Source organism: Nocardiopsis sp. iso_40 (genome assembly GCF_056173285.1).
The window spans coordinates 199,109-215,517 of sequence record NZ_CM149666.1 but is presented as its reverse complement, the minus strand read 5'-3'; the positions used below and the strand labels follow the sequence as shown (position 1 = coordinate 215,517).

Sequence of the window (16,409 nt, the reverse complement as noted above, 5' to 3'; positions counted from 1 at the left end):
GGACCGGGTCAGACCGGGGCGGGCTCCCCCACGGTCCGGGCCCGTCCGGTGAACCGGTGGACCAGGGCCACCGGGGCCGCGCACACCCAGCCCAGGCAGAGGGCCCACAGCAGCCCGGAGAGCGCTCCGGCGAAGGCGTAGGCCAGGAACGGCAGCGCCCCCGCCCCCGCGGCCAGGGCGGTGACGGCCGCGCGCAGGGCGTTGGCGAGGACCAGGCCGAGCAGCACACCGGCCCAGGCGGAGAGCAGCACCCGCCACGGGTCCGCCCCGGGGCGCAGCTCCAGCGCCCGGTACGTCCACCAGGCGGCGACGGCGGCCAGGACCAGCACCGCGGCGAGTTCGGTCGCCAGACTCCAACCGGGCTGGCCGACCACGGCGGCCAAGCTCAGCCTCGGGAAGGCGAAGGGCACGCCCAGCGAGGTGGGCAGCATCAGCCAGGCCGCGCGGGCGCCCAGCCAGGCGAGGAAGGCGGTGCTGCCGAAGAGCAGGCAGGGGACCAGGGACGCGACCGCGGCGACGGAGGGGATTCGAAGATTCCGGGGGTTTCGGAGGCTGTTGCGGAGAATGTTCACCCTTTGCATGATAGTGATTTAGGTCTCATCACCACATCCCCCCTGCTCCCCACCCCCCAGGAGCGAGATGCAGCGCATCAGCAAGCGCAGGACCGTCCCGATCGCCCTGGCCGTCATCCTCCTCCTCGGAACCGGTGCCGCCGCGCTCACCGGCCAGGACCCGGGGCCCACCCGGTACGTCACCGACGAACGGGGGCGGGCGCTCTTCCTGCACGGTTTCAACACCTCCGGTTCGGCCAAGGACGACCCCGACCGGCTGCCGTGGATCACCGAGGACGACGTCCAGGCCGAGTACGACGCCACGGGCACCAACTTCGTCCGCCTCCTCGTCCAGTGGCAGGCGCTGGAACCCGAGCGGGGCGTCTACGACGAGGACTACCTGGACGCCGTCGACGAACGCGTCGAGTGGTACGCCGACCGGGGCTACAACGTGCTGCTCGACATGCACCAGGACCTCTACGGCCGCCACACCAGCCCCGAGGAGCACTCCGGCAACGGAGCCCCCGCGTGGGCCACCCACAACGACGGGCTGCCGGTGGAGAGCCAGGAGATGTGGGAACTCGTCTACCTGGAGCCCGGGGTGATCCGGTCCTTCGACCACTTCTGGGGCACCACCGGCGAACACCCGGAACTGATGGACGCCTACGCCGACGCCTGGGGCCACGTGGCCGCACGGTTCTCCGGGAACACGGCGGTGATCGGCTACGACCTGATGAACGAACCCTTCGGCGGCAGCCTCCAGGGCGCCGACTTCGAGACCGGGCCGCTCGCCGAGCTCTACCGCCGCTCCATGTCACGGATCCGCTCGGTCGACCAGGACACGTGGATCTTCGTGGAGGGCCAGGCCGTCGGCGTGAACTGGGGGCTGCCCTCCTTCCTGCCCCGCCTCGACGATCCGCGCGAGGGCGATCCGCGCATCGTCTACGCCCCGCACCTGTACGCGCTGCCCATGGATCTGGGGCAGTCCTACGAGGGCGATTCCAGGGGCCGGATCGACAGGAGCGTGGACACGTGGTCGCGCAGCGTCCAACTGGTGGGGGAACGCCTGGAGGCCCCGATCGTGCTGGGCGAGTTCGGCCTGGACATGTCCGGGGAGGGCGCTCCGGAGTTCGTCGGGCGGGTGCTGGCGGAGACCGAGGCGATGGCGTCCGGGCGTACCTACTGGTCGAACGACCTCGACGGCTGGGGCCCGTGGGAGGGACGGGACGAGGACGACCGGCTCGTTCCCGGGCCGCTCGCCGACGTGATGAACCGTCCCTACCCGCGCGCGATCGCCGGTGAACCGCTGGAATGGGGCTACGACACGGGTTCCGGCGAACTGTCGGTCCGGTACACCGAACGCGCGGAGGTGTCCGGATCCACCGAGCTGTACCTGCCGGAGGCCACCTTCGGCACCGGGCCCGGCGACGGGTTCGAGCTGACCGTGGACACCCCGGCCGGGGACAGCGGGTGGACGTCGCGTTGGGACGCGGACACGCGGGTGCTGCACGTGGCCGTCCCGGGCTCCACCGAGGGCGAGGAGACCGCCCTGACCGTCGTGCCGGGGTGAGGGTCCCGCCCCGCGGGCGTCGCCCCCGGGCCCGGGGCGACGCCCCTCCTCAGACCCGTGCCGCGGCGACCTCCACCCGCTCCCGGGTGCCCCAGTTCGCGATCCGGCGGCAGGTGAGCACCGCGAAGAGGTACAGCGGGCGCAGCACGACCATCCGCCACACCGTGGCCGCCGGCGCGCACAGGAAGAGCAGCCACCGGTAGCCGGTCGACTCTCCCTCCCGGCGCACCGCGAAGATCCGGAGCGCCATCACGTAACTGACGGCCGTGCCGACCACCAGTGCTGCCAGGGCGATGTCCCCCCACTGCTCGCGCAGACCGGGGTCGGCCAGGATCGCCACGGGCACCGCGACGCCGAGCAGCATGTGGAGGTACTCGGTGACCGTCACCCAGAACACCACCCCGCCCAACGGCATGTACCTCAGCCACCACAGGTGGCGGACGGTCGTCCCCCGCATCCACCGCAGCTGCTGTCCGAAGTAGTGCCCGAACCTCTCCGGCACCAGGGTGAACACCAGCGCCGAGGGCTGGTGCACGGTGTCCCCGCGCAGCAGCGCGTAGAAGGTGAGCATGGAGTCGTCGTTCATCTGCATGGGACGGCCCCAGAAGTGCTCGTTCTCGTAGGCCCCCGCGTTCTGTCGTACGACGTCGGCGCGGTAGAGGGCGAGCGTCCCCGAGTTGATGGTGACCCTGCGCATGACCGACTGGGCACTGCGCAGGCCCCTGGTGAAGGGCAGGTACAGCAGGCACGTCATCCGGGTGAGCAGGTTGGCCCGGTCGTTGAGGACCAGGACGTGCCCGGCCACGGACTGCACCGCGGGGTCGGCGAAGGGCGCCATCCCCTCGCGGACGGCGTGGCGGTCCATGACCGAGTCGCTGTCGAGGGTGACGAACACGTCGGCGTCGTCCTCGGTGAGCACGTGCATCTGCGCGAAGCGCTTTCCCCGGTTCGGCACCCGGTCCCAGGTGGCCTCCACCCCGGCCGCCTCGGCCCGGGCCAGGAAGGCGTCACGGATCCGTGCGTAGTCGACGGGTTCGCCGGTCTCAGCGTCCCTGGACCCGTCGTCGACCACCCGCACCCGCTGGACCGGCCGGGACTGGGCCAGGACCGAGCACAGGCACGCCCAGAGGATCTCCGGGTCCTCGTTGTAGACGGGGATCTGCACCGTCACGGTCAGCTCGTCCAGAGCACGGTGCTGCTCCTGCGACGCCCGGACGGGGCGCTCGAACCAGGCGAGCGGCACCCACCAGAGCAGCAGGAAACAGGTCAGCCAGACCAGGGCCAGGCTCGAACCGCCGGACCCGGCGTGGGACACCGCCCCGAAGACGTGCAGCAGCCCCCAGAGCGCGAAGCCGGCCAGGGCAAGCGATCCGCACAGGACGGCGGTCCCGGGTGGCGCGCAGCGGGCGGCGGGCAGCTCGGGGTCGGTCGGCAGGCCCTCGGGGGTGGGACGGCGGACCGTGGCGGGGCGGTCCTTCTCCGGAGCCGTCATTCCACGGGTCCGACACCGCGGCGGAAGGTCATCCGGACGAGCAGTGCGCCGACCACCACCAGTACCAGGCCGGTGGCGACGAGCCAGAAGTAACCGGTGGCGAAACCGGTCGCCGCCAGGGTGGCGCCGGGTCCGGCCGTTGATCCGTAGGGCATGGGCTCTCTCCTCGGTCGGGTGCGGTTCGCTCACACTCTGCCTCCGAAAGGGGAGGAAAAGCCGCGAACAACATTCCGACCAGGGCAAACTAGCCGTCAATTCTTCCCAATGACCGGACCGTGCTCCCGCCGACGCGTATGCGCCGCACGACGCGCACGGACGGGGCGGTCCGGCCCGGGGGAGGATTCCTACAGGCGGCAGGCGTAGATGTCGGTGACCAGGATGGCGCGGGCGCCGAGCTGCCACAGGTCGTCCATGATGCGCTGGGCGTCCTTGCGCGGGACCATCGACCGGACCGCCACCCAGCCCTCGCGGTGCAGAGGGGAGACCGTCGGCCCCTCCATGCCCGGAGTGAGGGCGACCGCCGGCTCCAGCTTCTCGGCGTGCACGTCGTAGTCCATCATCACGTAGTCGCGTGCCACGAGGACGCCGCGCAGACGGCGGAGCAGCTGTTCGATCTGCTGGTCCTCGGGGGCGTCCGTGGGCCGGATGACCACCGCCTCGGAGACCAGGATGGGGTCGCCGAAGGTCTCCATCCCCGCGTTGCGCAGGGTGGTGCCGGTGGAGACGACGTCGGCCACCGCGTCGGCCACACCGAGCTGCACCGAGCTCTCGACCGCGCCGTCCAGGTGGATGACGCGCGCGTCGACGCCCTGCTGCTCCAGGTATGCGGTGAGCAGGCCGTCGAAGGAGGTGGCGATGCGCTTGCCCGCCAGGTCGGAGACCTTCATCCGGCCGCCGCCGGGGGCCGCGAAACGGAAGGTGGATCCGCCGAAGCCGAGCGGGAGGACCTCGTCCACCGGGGCACCGGAGTCCAGCAGCATGTCGCGGCCGGTGATCCCGGCCTGGAGGATGCCCTCGCCCACGTAGACGGCGATGTCCTTCGGGCGCAGGAAGAAGAACTCGGTGTTGTTGTCGGGGTCGACCAGGACGAGGTCGCGGCTGCTCTTGCGCTGCCGGTAACCGGCCTCGCCCAGCATCTGGACGGCGGGTTCGGAGAGCTGGCCCTTGTTGGGCACGGCGATTCTGAGCATGTCGGGCATGATGGGTTCCTTGGTTGGTTCTGCGGCTTCGGGGACGTCCGTGGGCCGGTCCGCGTCCGCGCCCGGGAGGGGCGCGGGGGGCAGGCCCTAGAGATGCTTGTAGACGTCCTCGAGGCGCAGGCCACGGGCCAGCATCAGAACCTGGAGGTGGTAGAGGAGCTGCGAGATCTCTTCGGCGGCCTGCTCGTCCGACTCGTACTCGGCGGCCATCCAGACCTCAGCGGCCTCCTCGACGACCTTCTTGCCGATGGCATGGACGCCGGCGTCGAGTTGGGCGACGGTCCCGGACCCCTCGGGGCGGGAGCGCGCCTTCCCGGACAGCTCGGCGAACAGCTCTTCGAAGGTCTTCATGGTGTCTTTCCTCGACCGACAGTGCGGTACCAGAGTAGGCGCATCCGACTCCCCGTGACCAACCGGGGACCGGAAGTCTCAGCATTCGAGAGGGCCTGGGGCGCCTCTCAGGCCATCCGGCGGGCGAGCGCGCGCACCAGCGAGCGGGGCAGGACACGCAGGAGACCGTCTGCCACCTTGTACTGGCCGCCGGGGACGACCACGGAACGCCCCGCGGCCCAGGCGGTCAGCGAGTCGCGGACGATGCGCTCCTTGGGCACGAAGGCGAACTCCGGCAGCCCCTGGTCCTGGACGCCCCGGGTCATGTCGGTGCGCACGAAGCCGGGCAGGACCGCCGTGACGTGGACGCCCCGCCCGCGCACCTCCGCGGCGACGCTCTCGCTCCACAGGGTGACGAACTTCTTGCCCGCGCCGTAGACCGAGCCGCCGGGGTTGGCGGGGACCTCCCCTGCCATCGAGGACACGTTCAGGACGCCGAGCCTGCCCTCGTACCCGGCGGCGCGGCGGGCGATCTGGACGGGCAGCACGGCGCGGGCCAGGTGGAGGACGGCCCGGACGTTGAGGTCGATCATGGCGTCGATCTCGCCGGGGTCCTGTTCGGCGAAGGTGCCGCCGTCGCCCCGCCCCGCGTTGTTGACCAACAGGTCGATCGGGGCCGCGGCCCCGGTGCCGTCGGCGGCCAGGCGCCCGGTGACGGAGGCGAGGCCCTCGGGGGTGCCCAGGTCGGCGGCGAGGACCTCGACCCCGTTCCCGAAGCGTTCCCGGAGGTCCTGCGCAAGGTCGGTCAGGAGATCCTCCCTGCGGGCGACCGCGACGAGGTCGTAGCCGCGCTGGCCGAGCCTGCGGGCGTACTCCTCACCGATACCGCTGGAGGCCCCGGTGACCAGCGCGGTCCTGGGGCGGTCGGGGGCGGCGGGGGCCTTCTCGGTGTCGCTCATGCCCCTCAGCGTAGGCTGCCCGGTTCCGGCCGCCGGAGGCCCGAGTCCCCTGGCGGGGGCTTCGGGGGGTGCGGGGTTCCCGTCCGGGCGGTGGTGATGGCCACGCGGTGTTTCCCGGACAAAGGACCGCACGGACTCCCCCGGGCGACACTGAGGCGTTAGCGTTCACTCATGTCCGAGATCCAGAGCCCCGCCGGACCCTTTGCCGCCCTCAGGCTGGACGAGCGTCTGCGTGACACCAGACTCTTCTTCAGCCAGGCGCTGCGCACCTTCCATGCGACGGGTTCCATCGTGCCCAGCAGCAGCGCGCTGGCGCACGCCATGGCACACCACGTCCGTTTCCGCACCGATCCCGACCAGCCCCTGCGCATCCTGGAGGCGGGTGCCGGGACCGGTGCCATCAGCCGCGGGATCGCCGCTGCGATGCGCCCGGGGGACACCGCGGACCTCGTGGAGGCCAACCCCGAGTTCGCGTCCTACGTCGAGAGCCTCCTGGAGAGCGATCCGGTGCTGTCGGCGGTCGCCGACAGCACCGAGGTACACGCCTGCCTCGTGGACGAGATGGGAACCGACCGCACCTACGACGTGATCGTGTCGGGCCTGCCGTTCGCCAACTTCACCGCCGACCAGGTGAAGGGGATCCTCGACTACTACTTCACGGTGCTCCGCCCCGGCGGCACCCTCTCCTTCTACGGATACCTGTACACCAAGGAGGTCAAGGCGGTGATCGCCCGGCGGGAGGACTACCTGCGCCAGGCGAGGACCAGTTGGCTGGTGCAGGACTGGATCGACCGTTACGGGGTCGGTTCGGAGAAGGTGTTCGCCAACATCCCGCCCGCGTGGGTGCACCACCTGCGCAAACCGGAGTGGGAGTCCTCCAGCTCCTGAGCCGCGGACCGCCCCGCCGCCCCGGCGCGAACGGACGTTCGCGCCGGGGCGGGGTCCGTCGTGCCCGGGGTGTCCCAACACACGTCGCCCGACGCGGAGCGCGCGCCCGGGCCCGCGGACGCCGGGAACCGCCGTGGAGGCGGTGGCCTGGACGTCCCGTGACCGGCGCAGACCTCGCCCAGTTCCGGACATTCCGTTATTGGTGACCTGCATCACACAAAACTCGTGCCCCACCTGCCGTGGGGCGCGGGTAGTCTCGCGTTGACTTCTGGGGTACCTGACTTTTTCCAGAACAGCCGGAACAACCGGTTCGTCCTCTTGTACGTTAAATGTTTCTTAAGTCTGTTCAAAGTCCCCCGAGGCTCATCCCGCGCCACCATCCCTGGATCTACGTTCGACACACCAAACCTGTGTGAACCGGACCTATGTGCGCGGAGTCCTGAATCTCACCTATTTCCCAGGTCGGCAGTGGACCAGTGGAGGAGGCAACGTGACGCTCACCCAGATGGTCGAGACGGCTCCGGCGGACCCGCAGGGGTCCGACACGACCCTTGAGGCCATGCCCCTCGACGTCCGGCAACGTGTCTCCGCCCTCGCCCGCACCTCGCGCCTGCTGGTGGCCTGCGACTACGACGGCGCCCTCGCCCCGGTCGACTCCGGCCGCAGGGGCCCGCTGCCCGAGGCCGTCCGCGCCCTGCGCGACCTCGCGGACCTGCCCGGCACCGTGTGCGCGGTCATCTCCGCCCGCCCCCTGCGCGACCTGGCCGCACTGTCCCGGCTGCCGGCCGAGATCCGCCTCGTGGGCGCCTACGGCACCGAGTTCGACACCGACCTCACCATCGACCCGCACCACTCCGGCACCGGCCCCGACGCCCCGCCCGCGGACAAGGCCGCCGCCCTGGAGCTGCTGCGCGGACAGGTCGAGGCCACCGCGATCCTCTACATCGGCGGCGGCGACGGCGAGGAGCCGGTCTTCGCCAACCTCAACGCCGGCGCCGACGCGGGCGTGCGGGTCGGCGAGGAGCCCACCGCGGCCGCGCACCGCGTCCCGGACACCCCGACCGCGGCGACCCTGCTGTCCCTGCTCGCCACCGAACGGCGCTCCTGGGTGTTCGGGGAGCGCCCCACCCCCATCGAGCGCATGTCCATGCTGTCCAACCAGGCCTCCGTTGCCCTGTTGGGCCCGGACGCGCGCCTGTCCTGGTTCTGCCACCCCGAACCGGACTCCAACGCACTCTTCGCCGAGGTCCTCGGCGGCCGCCAGGCGGGCGTCTTCGCGATCGCCCCCGCGCACGGCGGCCTGCCCCTCGGCCAGCGCTACCTGCCCGGCACCATGGCCGTGCGGACCCGCTGGTCGCGCCTGGAGGTCACCGACTACCTGGCGCACGGCACCGGCCCCGGCCGCACCGACCTGGTGCGGGTGATCGGCGGCGTCACCCCCGCGACCGTCGAGTTCGCCCCGCGCCCCGACTTCGGCCGCGCACCGATCCGCATCACCGTGGAACCCGAGGGCCTGCGGATCCAGGGCGCCGACTTCCCCATGGTCCTGCGCTCCCCCGGCGTGGAGTGGCACGTGGACCACGACGGCACCGACGACGTCGCCCGCGCCACCGTCCACCCGCGCTCCGAGCGCCCGGTCGTGCTGGAGATGCGCTGCGGCACCGACTCCCTGGCGGTCGGGGAGCACACCGAGGCCGAGCGCCAGGAGCAGGCCGCACGGCACTGGTCGTCCTGGCTGGAGACCCTGGAACTCCCCCTCACCGAGAAGTCCCTCGCCGCCCGTTCCGCGCTGACCCTGCGCGGGCTGTGCACACCGACCGGCGGTGTGATGGCCGCGGCCACCACCTCCCTGCCCGAGGAGGTCGGCGGCGTCCGCAACTGGGACTACCGCTACTGCTGGCTGCGCGACGGCGCCCTGACCGTCCAGGCCCTGGTCTCACTCGGTTCGACCGCCGAGGCGGAGGCCTTCCTGGACTGGGTGCACCGGGTCGTGGAGTCGCTGCCCGGACCCGAACTGCTGCGCCCGCTGTACAGCCTGCGCGGTACCGGTCTGGGTCCGGAGGAGGTCATCGAGTCGTTGTCCGGCTACGCGGGTTCGCGCCCGGTCCGCATCGGCAACCTCGCCGACCACCAGGTGCAGCTGGACGTGTTCGGCCCCGTCGTCGAACTCGTCGCGCAGCTCGCCGGCGTGCGCGGTGAGCTCTCCGACCGTGACTGGGACCTGGTGAGCGCCATGGCCGAGGCGGTGGCCCGCCGCTGGCACGAGCCCGACCACGGCATCTGGGAGGAGCGCGACGAGCCCCGCCAGCGCGTCTACTCCAAGGTGATGTGCTGGGTGACGCTGGACCGCGCCCTCGCCCTCGCCGGACGGTACGGACGCACCGTGGACCCGACCTGGCCGGAACTGCGCGCGCGGATCGCGGAGGAGGTCCTGGAGAAGGGCTGGAACGAGGAGGCCCAGGCCTACACGACCGCCTACGACGGCGTGGACCTGGACGCCGCCTCGCTGCACATCGGCCTGTCCGGGATGATCGACCCCTCCGACGAGCGCTTCCAGGCGACCGTCACCGCGGTGGAGGCCGAACTGCGCAGCGGCCCGACCGTCTACCGCTACCACCGCGACGACGGCCTGCCCGGCGGCGAGGGCGGCTTCCACCTGTGCACCACGTGGCTGATCGAGGCGTACCTGCTGACCGGGCGCCGCGCGGAGGCCGAGGAGCTGTTCAAGCACCTGGTGGACTGCGCCGGGCCGACGGGGCTGATCCCGGAGGAGTTCGACCCGGTCACCGAGCGGGCGCTGGGCAACCACCCGCAGGCCTACTCTCACCTGGGCCTGATCCGCTGCGCCCAGCTCCTCGACCGCTTCTAGGACCCGACCGCTCCCGGACCGGGCGCGCGTCCCGCGCCCGGTCCGCAGGACCCCCGTCCCGTCCGACCCTGCCGGTAGGGTTCCGGCACACTCCGGAACCACGGGAGGGACCCCTCATGTCCGCGACCCTCAGCCGACGCGCGCTCAACCGCGCCACCCTGGACCGCCAACTCCTGCTGAGCCGCGTGGACGGGTCGGCGGCGGACGTGGTCGGCCGACTGGCGGGACTCCAGGCGCAGACCACGCACAGCTGGTACGTCGGGCTGCAGAGCCGGATGGAGGACCCGGACCCGCACGGGGTGGGGCGGCTGCTCACCGACGGGGCCCTGGTCCGGATGCCGCTGATGCGCTCCACCCTGCACCTGGTCTCCGCCGAGGACGCCAGCTGGCTGCGGCCGACCACCCAGGAGGTCGTCGAGCGGGACCTCGCGCACAGCACGCACGGCAGGGCCACCGCCGGGGTGGACCGACAGGCACTGGTCGCCCTGGGCCGGGAGCTGTTGGAGGAACGCCCGCTCACCACCGGGGAGCTGGGAGAGCGGCTCGGCGAACGGTGGGAGGGCGTGCCCGGAAAGCACCTGTCCTACATGGTCCGCTGCCTGCTGCCGGTCGTGCAGGTACCGCCGCGCGGGGTGTGGGGCGCCTCGGGTCCGGCGGCGCTGGCCCCGGCCGACACCTGGACCGGGCGGCCCATGGCGCCCGGACCGGACCGGGAGGCGCTGGTCCTGCGCTACCTGGCGGCCTTCGGCCCGGCGAGCGTGCGGGACGCGCAGGCCTGGTCGGGGCTGACCCGGCTGAGGGGCGTGCTGGAGGGACTGCGCGAACGGCTGGTGTCCTTCCGCGACGAGGCGGGCACGGAACTGTTCGACCTGCCCGACGCCCCGCGTCCCGCGCCGGACTCCCCGGCGCCGGTGCGTTTCCTCTACGACTTCGACAACCTGCTCCGCGGCCACGCCGACCGGAGCCGGGTGATCTCCGCGGAGAACCTCCGGCGCATCTCGGCGCGCAACGGGATGCCGCCCGCCACGGTGCTCGTCGACGGCGAGGTCGGCGCGGCCTGGCGGGTGGACCGGAGCCGCCGCGCGCCCTCCCTGGACGTCACACCCTTCCGCCCGCTGAACAGCTTGGAAACCGAGGAGATCACCGCCGAGGGAGTTCGCCTTCTCGCCTTTCTCTCCCCAGGCCAGAAAGGCGGAGAGGTCCGTTTCACCGACCCCGCCTGAGTTTTCGTCCGCCCGTTTTGTGCACGTGCGTCCTGACCACGGAGAGCACGGGCGGGTATGACAGGATTCTGGGGTGACTGAAGAGTTCCGCGCCGCGTTCCAACGTGTGCTCGACACCGCCGCCAGCCAGGCACCCGACTTCCCGGAGGCCGTACACGACGTGTTCCGGCTCTCCTCCGAAGTGCCCCGGGAGGAACTCACCATCGCGTTGGAGGCGCTGACTCCGGTCCTCAGCGACTGCGAACCCCACGCGGGCGTCGCGGCCGACCTGTCGGTCCTGGCCGGAGCCCTCGTGGAGTCCGGCGCCCCCGCGGGCCAGGTGGGCCTGGAGGTGCTGCGGCAGCTCGGCAGCTACGGCCAGGCCGCCGCGGCCTTCATGCACGCCTGGGAGAAGACCGGCGGCGGGTCGCTGCCCTCCCCGAACGACGCCGGCGAGGCGGAGGAGAAGCGGGTCGAGGAGGTCCTCGGCGACAACGCCCCGCTGGCCACGGCCGGCTGGTGGACCTCCCTGCGGTACGGCCTGGCCGCCAAGGCCATGCTGGGCGACCCCGGGGTGCGCTCGGCGGTGCGCGCGGACCCCGGCGCGCTGAACGAGCTCGGACAGATCGTGCACGCCCTCTCCACCCGGCTGAGCGAGTTCGGCGAGGTGGCGGAACTGCTGCGGATGTCCGAGGTGAGCCGGATACTGGTCCTGGACCGGGCCTCCTGGCGGGGCTTTCGCGTGCGCTTCGACGGCGTGAGCGACAACTTCCAACTGCACACCCTGCTCGCCGACGCCCTCATCGGCAAGGAGGGGCACCGTCTGCCCGGCACCCGCCCGGACCCCCGCTGGGTCGCCGCCTCCCTGGACGGCCCGGTGGACCCGCTGGCCGACGTGGTGCGCGGCGAGTGGGACCTGGTCGGCGGCGACGGCACCTGGGTCGGGAACGAGGCCTACCCCGGCGACATCCCCCTGGTGGACGGCGAGCGGGTCCTGGTCCTGGAACCGCAGTCACTGATGCACTCATGGCGGGCGGGACGCCGGCACCCGCAGATCACGGGCGCCCTCACCGTCCTGGAGGAGCTGCACCCGGACGAGGCCGCCGCGTGGTGGTCGCGGATGCACCCGGCGGGCTCGGTCCGCCACCCGCAGGCCCCGCCGATCGAGAACGAGGACACCGGCGCGCACCGTCGGCCGCCCCGGCACTTCGGGGTGGCCGCGCACTTCGCCGAGGTGGACTCCGGTCCGATGTCGGCGCCGTTCGGCGCCCTCAACCCGACCCTGGACGCACCCGAGCCGGGACTGTCCCCGGCGTTCGAGGACGTCCCGATCAGCCCGGGGCCCGCCTCGGCGTCCCCGGCCGAACCGCCCGAGGGGCCGGATGAGTCCGACGAGCCCGACGACTTCTCCGTCCCCGCTCCCTGGTCCGCCCTCCCGACCGCTGCCGAACCGGACTCCGACCAGCTGGGGCCGATCGATCCCGTGTCGGCCGGGCCGGACCCGGACGAACCCGTGTGGCGTTCCCCCCGGCCGCTCCGGGACCCCGATCCGCTCTCCGCTCCGAACCCGTTCCAGGAACCGGAGCCCTTCCATGAGCCGGACCCCGTGCGGGAGCCGGAGCCCTTGCCGGAACCGGCCCCGGCACACGCGCCCGACCCCCTCGACGACGGCCTCCCGCCCGGTGCGCGCCTGCTGCCCCCGATGCCGCCCGGGGTCTCCGACAGCAGCACCTGGGCCCCGCACTGGAAGTGGCCGATGCGACCGCCCGAGCGCTGAGGAACCAGGGGGCCACCGGGCCCGGGCGGCCGACACCTGACACTTGTCATGGGCCGGGCCACGCGTACCTCACTGCGGTGCGATGACGACGACATCTACCGGGGATCCCCCGGTCGCGGGAGAGTACTGGCATGACCTCGAACACCGCTTCCCGGCACAGCGAGCCGGACGCCCCCCGCCCCACCCGGGAGGAGGCCCTCAAGGCCGCCAGGCAGAAGTGGGACCGGGAGGAGGCCGAGCGCGGCAGGGCCCAGTGGAAGGGAATGAAGCCCTGGCAGGGCAGCATGAAGCGGCAGGACAAGGTCCTGCTCTGGCTCCTCATCGGTGTTCCGGCGTTCTTCCTCCTGACCATGCCGCTGCGTCCGCTCTTCGTCGCGGACCACCCGATCCCCCTGGCTTTCGTCACGGGCAGCCACGCCGCGGTCGGGGCCGCCTCCGCCTTCGCCGGCACCGGTCAGGGCCCGGTGTGGCTCGTGCTCGTCGCCGGCGTGGTCGGCAAGGTGAAGATCGACTGGCTCTTCTGGTGGGTGGGCCGCCGCTGGGGACGCGGCATCGTGCACTTCCTCGTCCCGAGTGAGCGGGGCCGACGGTTCGCCGAACGCCTGGAGACGATGAACCCGTGGATCATGCGGCTGTTCATCCCGCTGAGCTACCTGCCGGGCGTCCCCGGCGGCATCCCGCACATCATCGCCGGGGTGAGCGGGATGCGGCTGCGCACCTACCTGCTGCTGGACGTGATCGGCGCCCTGATGATCACCTCCGTCGTCGCCTTCGTCGGGTACCACTCGGGGCAGGCCGGGGTGGACGTGGTCCTGCTCGTGGACAGGTACGCCGTCTGGCTCACGTTCGCGCTCATCTTCGGCATGACGGCGATCCCCGTCCGCACCAGCGTCAAGGACCAGCGGGAGCGCAGGGCGCGGGCCCTCAGGGAGGCGGCCGAGGCCTACGACGCCGAGACCGCCCGGCTCGCCGCCGGGAGCGAGGGCTCCGCCGGAACCGGGGACTCCGCCGGAACCGGGGACTCCGCCGGGGCCGAGGGCGTCCCGGGAGCCCCCGTTGGCCTCACCGGGACGGATTCCGGCCCCGTGGCCGGGGAGGACTCCCGAAAGTAGGGTCGCGGGCGCGCATGGTCACGCGCGGAGGCGGGGTCCGCGACTAGGCTGGCGTTCGGCAATCCGACACCCCGGGCAAGCCGGCTGCACTGGGTGCGTCACAAACACACTCAAGGAGATCCCGTCATGGGACAGCAACACTTCGACCTGGTCGTCCTCGGCGCCGGGCCGGGCGGTTACGTCGCCGCGATCCGCGCGGCCCAGCTCGGCCTCAAGACCGCCGTCATCGAGGAGAAGTACTGGGGCGGGGTCTGCCTCAACGTGGGCTGCATCCCCTCCAAGGCGCTCCTGCGCAACGCCGAACTCGCCCACCTGTTCCACAACGACGCCGACCTGTTCGGTATCAGGGTGGACGGGACGGTCGAGTTCGACTACGGCAAGGCGTTCAGCCGCAGCCGCGAGGTCGCGGACGGCCGGGTCAAGGGCGTCCACTTCCTGATGAAGAAGAACGGGATCACCGAGCTCAACGGGCGCGGCACCTTCGTCGACGACCACACGGTCGAGGTCAGGGGCGAGGACGGATCGACCAGCACCGTCACGTTCGACAACGCGGTGATCGCCGCCGGGTCGTCCACGAAGCTGATCCCGGGGACCTCCCTGTCCGAGCGGGTCGTCACCTACGAGGAGCAGATCCTCAGCGAGGAGCTCCCCGGGAGCATCATCATCGCGGGCGCGGGCGCCATCGGCGTCGAGTTCGCCTACGTGATGAGCAACTACGGGGTCGACGTCACCATCGTGGAGTTCCTCGACCGGATGGTGCCGATGGAGGACGAGGAGGTCTCCAAGGAGATCGCCCGCGCCTACAAGAAGCTCGGTGTGAAGGTCATGACCTCCACCAGGGTGGAGAAGGTCGAGGACACCGGTTCCGGGGTCAGGGTCACCGTCTCCGGCACCGACGGCAAGGAGCAGGTCCTGGAGGCCGGGAAGCTCCTGCAGGCGATCGGGTTCGAGCCCAACGTCGAGGGCTACGGCCTGGAGCAGGCGGGTGTGGCGCTGACCGAACGGCGCGCCATCGACATCGACTCCCGCGGCCGCACCAGCGTCCCGCACATCTACGCGATCGGCGACGTCACCGCCAAGCTCATGCTGGCGCACACCGCCGAGGCCATGGGGATCGTCGCGGTGGAGACCATCGCGGGCGCCGAGACCCAGGAGATCGACTACCGGTTCGTCCCGAGGGCCACCTACTGCCAGCCGCAGATCGCCAGCTTCGGGTACTCCGAGAAGGAGGCCAGGGAGGCGGGCTTCGACGTGCGGGTCGCCAAGTTCCCGTTCATGGCCAACGGCAAGGCGCACGGCCTGGGCGACACCCGGGGCTTCGTGAAGATCATCTCCGACGGCGGGTACGGGGAGTTCCTGGGCGCCCACCTGGTCGGTCCGGACGTCACCGAGCTGCTTCCGGAGCTGACCCTGGCCCAGCAGTGGGACCTGACGGTGCACGAGGTGGCGCGCAACATCCACGCCCACCCCACCCTCAGCGAAGCGGTCAAGGAGGCCGTGCACGGCCTGGCAGGCCACATGATCAACTTCTGATCCGCCCACGGTCCGCGGGGCCGGTCCCGGGAGCGCCCCGGAACCGGCCCCGCAGCCGGGTGACGGGGAGGGCGCCCCGGACCCGCCGGACTTGCTAGGTTTCCCTGTGTCCCCCGCCGGAGCCCCCTCCCACAGCCCGGCGCACCCCGAACCGAAAGCCACCCATGCGCCTGATCCCCTCCACACCCCTTTCGTGCCTGGGCACAGCCGTCGCCGCGGTCGTCATCGGCGGTGTCGTCCTCGTCGGCTGCGACGTGGTCGACCTCGACCTGGACCTGAACCTGTCGTCGGGCGACGCGGACGCCCCCACGGAGGAGGCGAGCGCCGACCCGAGCCCCGAGGACGCGGAGGAGGGCCAGGAGGAGGTCGCCTCGTCCTACGGCCTCCCCGAGTCGTGTGAGGCCGCGGGCGCGGCCCAGATCGTCGAGGGCGTGGCCCCGGGGACGGTCCTGACCGAGGAGAGCGGGCCCGTCGAGGGGATCGAGGACGCCGAGCAGCTCTCCTGCACGTTCAGCGAGGGGGGCACCGATCCGGGCACCCCCTCGTTCACCCTCGTGTTCACCTCGGGCGCCGACCCCAGCGCCAACCCGGACGTCGTGCGGGTGCCCGGCTCCGAAGCGGAGATGAACTGGGAGGTGGACGTCGACGTGGACGTGGACACCTACCACACGGAGGACTCCGACGACCTCGGCGGCGACCTGGAGTACGTCGGCACCGTGGACGGCTCCAGCCGCCACCTGTACCTGCAGCTGCCCGGTGACTTCCACGTCACCGCGATCGCCTACTTCGACGAGGTCGAGCGCGGCGACCTCGAACGCGTCGTCCTCCAGGCCGCCGGCCAGATCCGGAACTAGGACTCCCGGGACCACCCGGAACACGCGCCCGGGGGCACGGCCCCCGGGCGCCGCACGGTCGGCGGCAGGCCCG

The 16,409-nt window shown here is 71.9% G+C and carries 14 protein-coding genes; 8 read left to right on the top strand and 6 right to left on the bottom strand.

The genetic code is table 11. The features are described 5' to 3' along the window. Positions 1–8: 8 nt before the first annotated feature. A complete protein-coding gene (locus AC0VYD_RS00990) occupies positions 9–581 on the bottom strand; it encodes a hypothetical protein (RefSeq protein WP_475478133.1) in 573 nt (190 codons plus the stop codon). A gap of 58 nt (positions 582–639) precedes the next feature. Here AC0VYD_RS00990 and AC0VYD_RS00985 point away from each other — a divergent pair, with 58 nt between their 5' ends. Beyond that, on the top strand, positions 640–2,121 hold the full coding sequence (locus AC0VYD_RS00985) for a cellulase family glycosylhydrolase (RefSeq protein WP_475478132.1): 1,482 nt from the start codon (positions 640–642) through the stop codon (positions 2,119–2,121). A gap of 49 nt (positions 2,122–2,170) precedes the next feature. On the opposite strand, the gene AC0VYD_RS00980 is transcribed toward AC0VYD_RS00985, so the two are convergent. From AC0VYD_RS00980 to AC0VYD_RS00960, 5 genes are all read right to left on the bottom strand, one after another. Further along, the gene (locus tag AC0VYD_RS00980) at positions 2,171–3,613 is read right to left on the bottom strand and encodes a glycosyltransferase (protein WP_475478131.1); all 1,443 of its coding nucleotides are present in this window, start codon (positions 3,611–3,613) and stop codon (positions 2,171–2,173) included. Continuing rightward, the gene (locus AC0VYD_RS00975; RefSeq protein ID WP_475478130.1) at positions 3,610–3,768 is read right to left on the bottom strand and encodes an LPXTG cell wall anchor domain-containing protein; all 159 of its coding nucleotides are present in this window, start codon (positions 3,766–3,768) and stop codon (positions 3,610–3,612) included. The genes AC0VYD_RS00980 and AC0VYD_RS00975 overlap by 4 nt, the downstream gene beginning before the upstream one ends. A 189-nt stretch (positions 3,769–3,957) precedes the next feature. Then, entirely contained in the window at positions 3,958–4,812 is an 855-nt protein-coding gene (gene hisG, locus AC0VYD_RS00970) for an ATP phosphoribosyltransferase (protein ID WP_475478129.1), read from the bottom strand. A gap of 87 nt (positions 4,813–4,899) precedes the next feature. Further along, the gene (locus AC0VYD_RS00965) at positions 4,900–5,163 is read right to left on the bottom strand and encodes a phosphoribosyl-ATP diphosphatase (protein WP_191273940.1); all 264 of its coding nucleotides are present in this window, start codon (positions 5,161–5,163) and stop codon (positions 4,900–4,902) included. Between the two features lie 107 nt (positions 5,164–5,270). Continuing rightward, positions 5,271–6,101, bottom strand: a complete 831-nt coding sequence (locus AC0VYD_RS00960) for an SDR family NAD(P)-dependent oxidoreductase (protein ID WP_475478128.1) — start codon at positions 6,099–6,101, stop codon at positions 5,271–5,273. A 171-nt stretch (positions 6,102–6,272) separates the two neighbouring features. Between AC0VYD_RS00960 and AC0VYD_RS00955 the strand changes: the two genes are divergently transcribed. The 7 genes from AC0VYD_RS00955 (at position 6,273) to AC0VYD_RS00925 (ending at position 16,336) form a co-directional block, all read left to right on the top strand. Continuing rightward, positions 6,273–6,989, top strand: a complete 717-nt coding sequence (locus AC0VYD_RS00955; protein WP_475478127.1) for a class I SAM-dependent methyltransferase — start codon at positions 6,273–6,275, stop codon at positions 6,987–6,989. A 490-nt stretch (positions 6,990–7,479) separates the two neighbouring features. Further along, positions 7,480–9,858: a trehalase-like domain-containing protein gene (locus AC0VYD_RS00950; protein WP_475478126.1), complete on the top strand. Its 2,379-nt coding sequence runs from the start codon at positions 7,480–7,482 to the stop codon at positions 9,856–9,858. A gap of 116 nt (positions 9,859–9,974) precedes the next feature. Next, a complete protein-coding gene (locus AC0VYD_RS00945; RefSeq protein ID WP_475478125.1) occupies positions 9,975–11,081 on the top strand; it encodes a winged helix DNA-binding domain-containing protein in 1,107 nt (368 codons plus the stop codon). A gap of 73 nt (positions 11,082–11,154) precedes the next feature. Beyond that, positions 11,155–12,837 carry a hypothetical protein gene (locus AC0VYD_RS00940; protein WP_475478124.1) on the top strand — a complete coding sequence of 561 codons (1,683 nt, stop codon included), beginning with the start codon at positions 11,155–11,157 and terminating at the stop codon, positions 12,835–12,837. Positions 12,838–12,968: 131 nt separating this feature from the next. Next, positions 12,969–13,949, top strand: a complete 981-nt coding sequence (locus tag AC0VYD_RS00935) for a DedA family protein (protein ID WP_475478123.1) — start codon at positions 12,969–12,971, stop codon at positions 13,947–13,949. 126 nt (positions 13,950–14,075) lie between these two features. Beyond that, positions 14,076–15,482 (top strand): dihydrolipoyl dehydrogenase, encoded by a 1,407-nt coding sequence (gene lpdA, locus AC0VYD_RS00930; protein WP_475478122.1) that lies wholly within the window; start codon positions 14,076–14,078, stop codon positions 15,480–15,482. Positions 15,483–15,646: 164 nt separating this feature from the next. Further along, positions 15,647–16,336, top strand: coding sequence for a hypothetical protein (locus tag AC0VYD_RS00925; protein ID WP_475478121.1), 690 nt, complete (start codon positions 15,647–15,649; stop codon positions 16,334–16,336). The last annotated feature ends 73 nt before the right edge of the window (positions 16,337–16,409 follow it).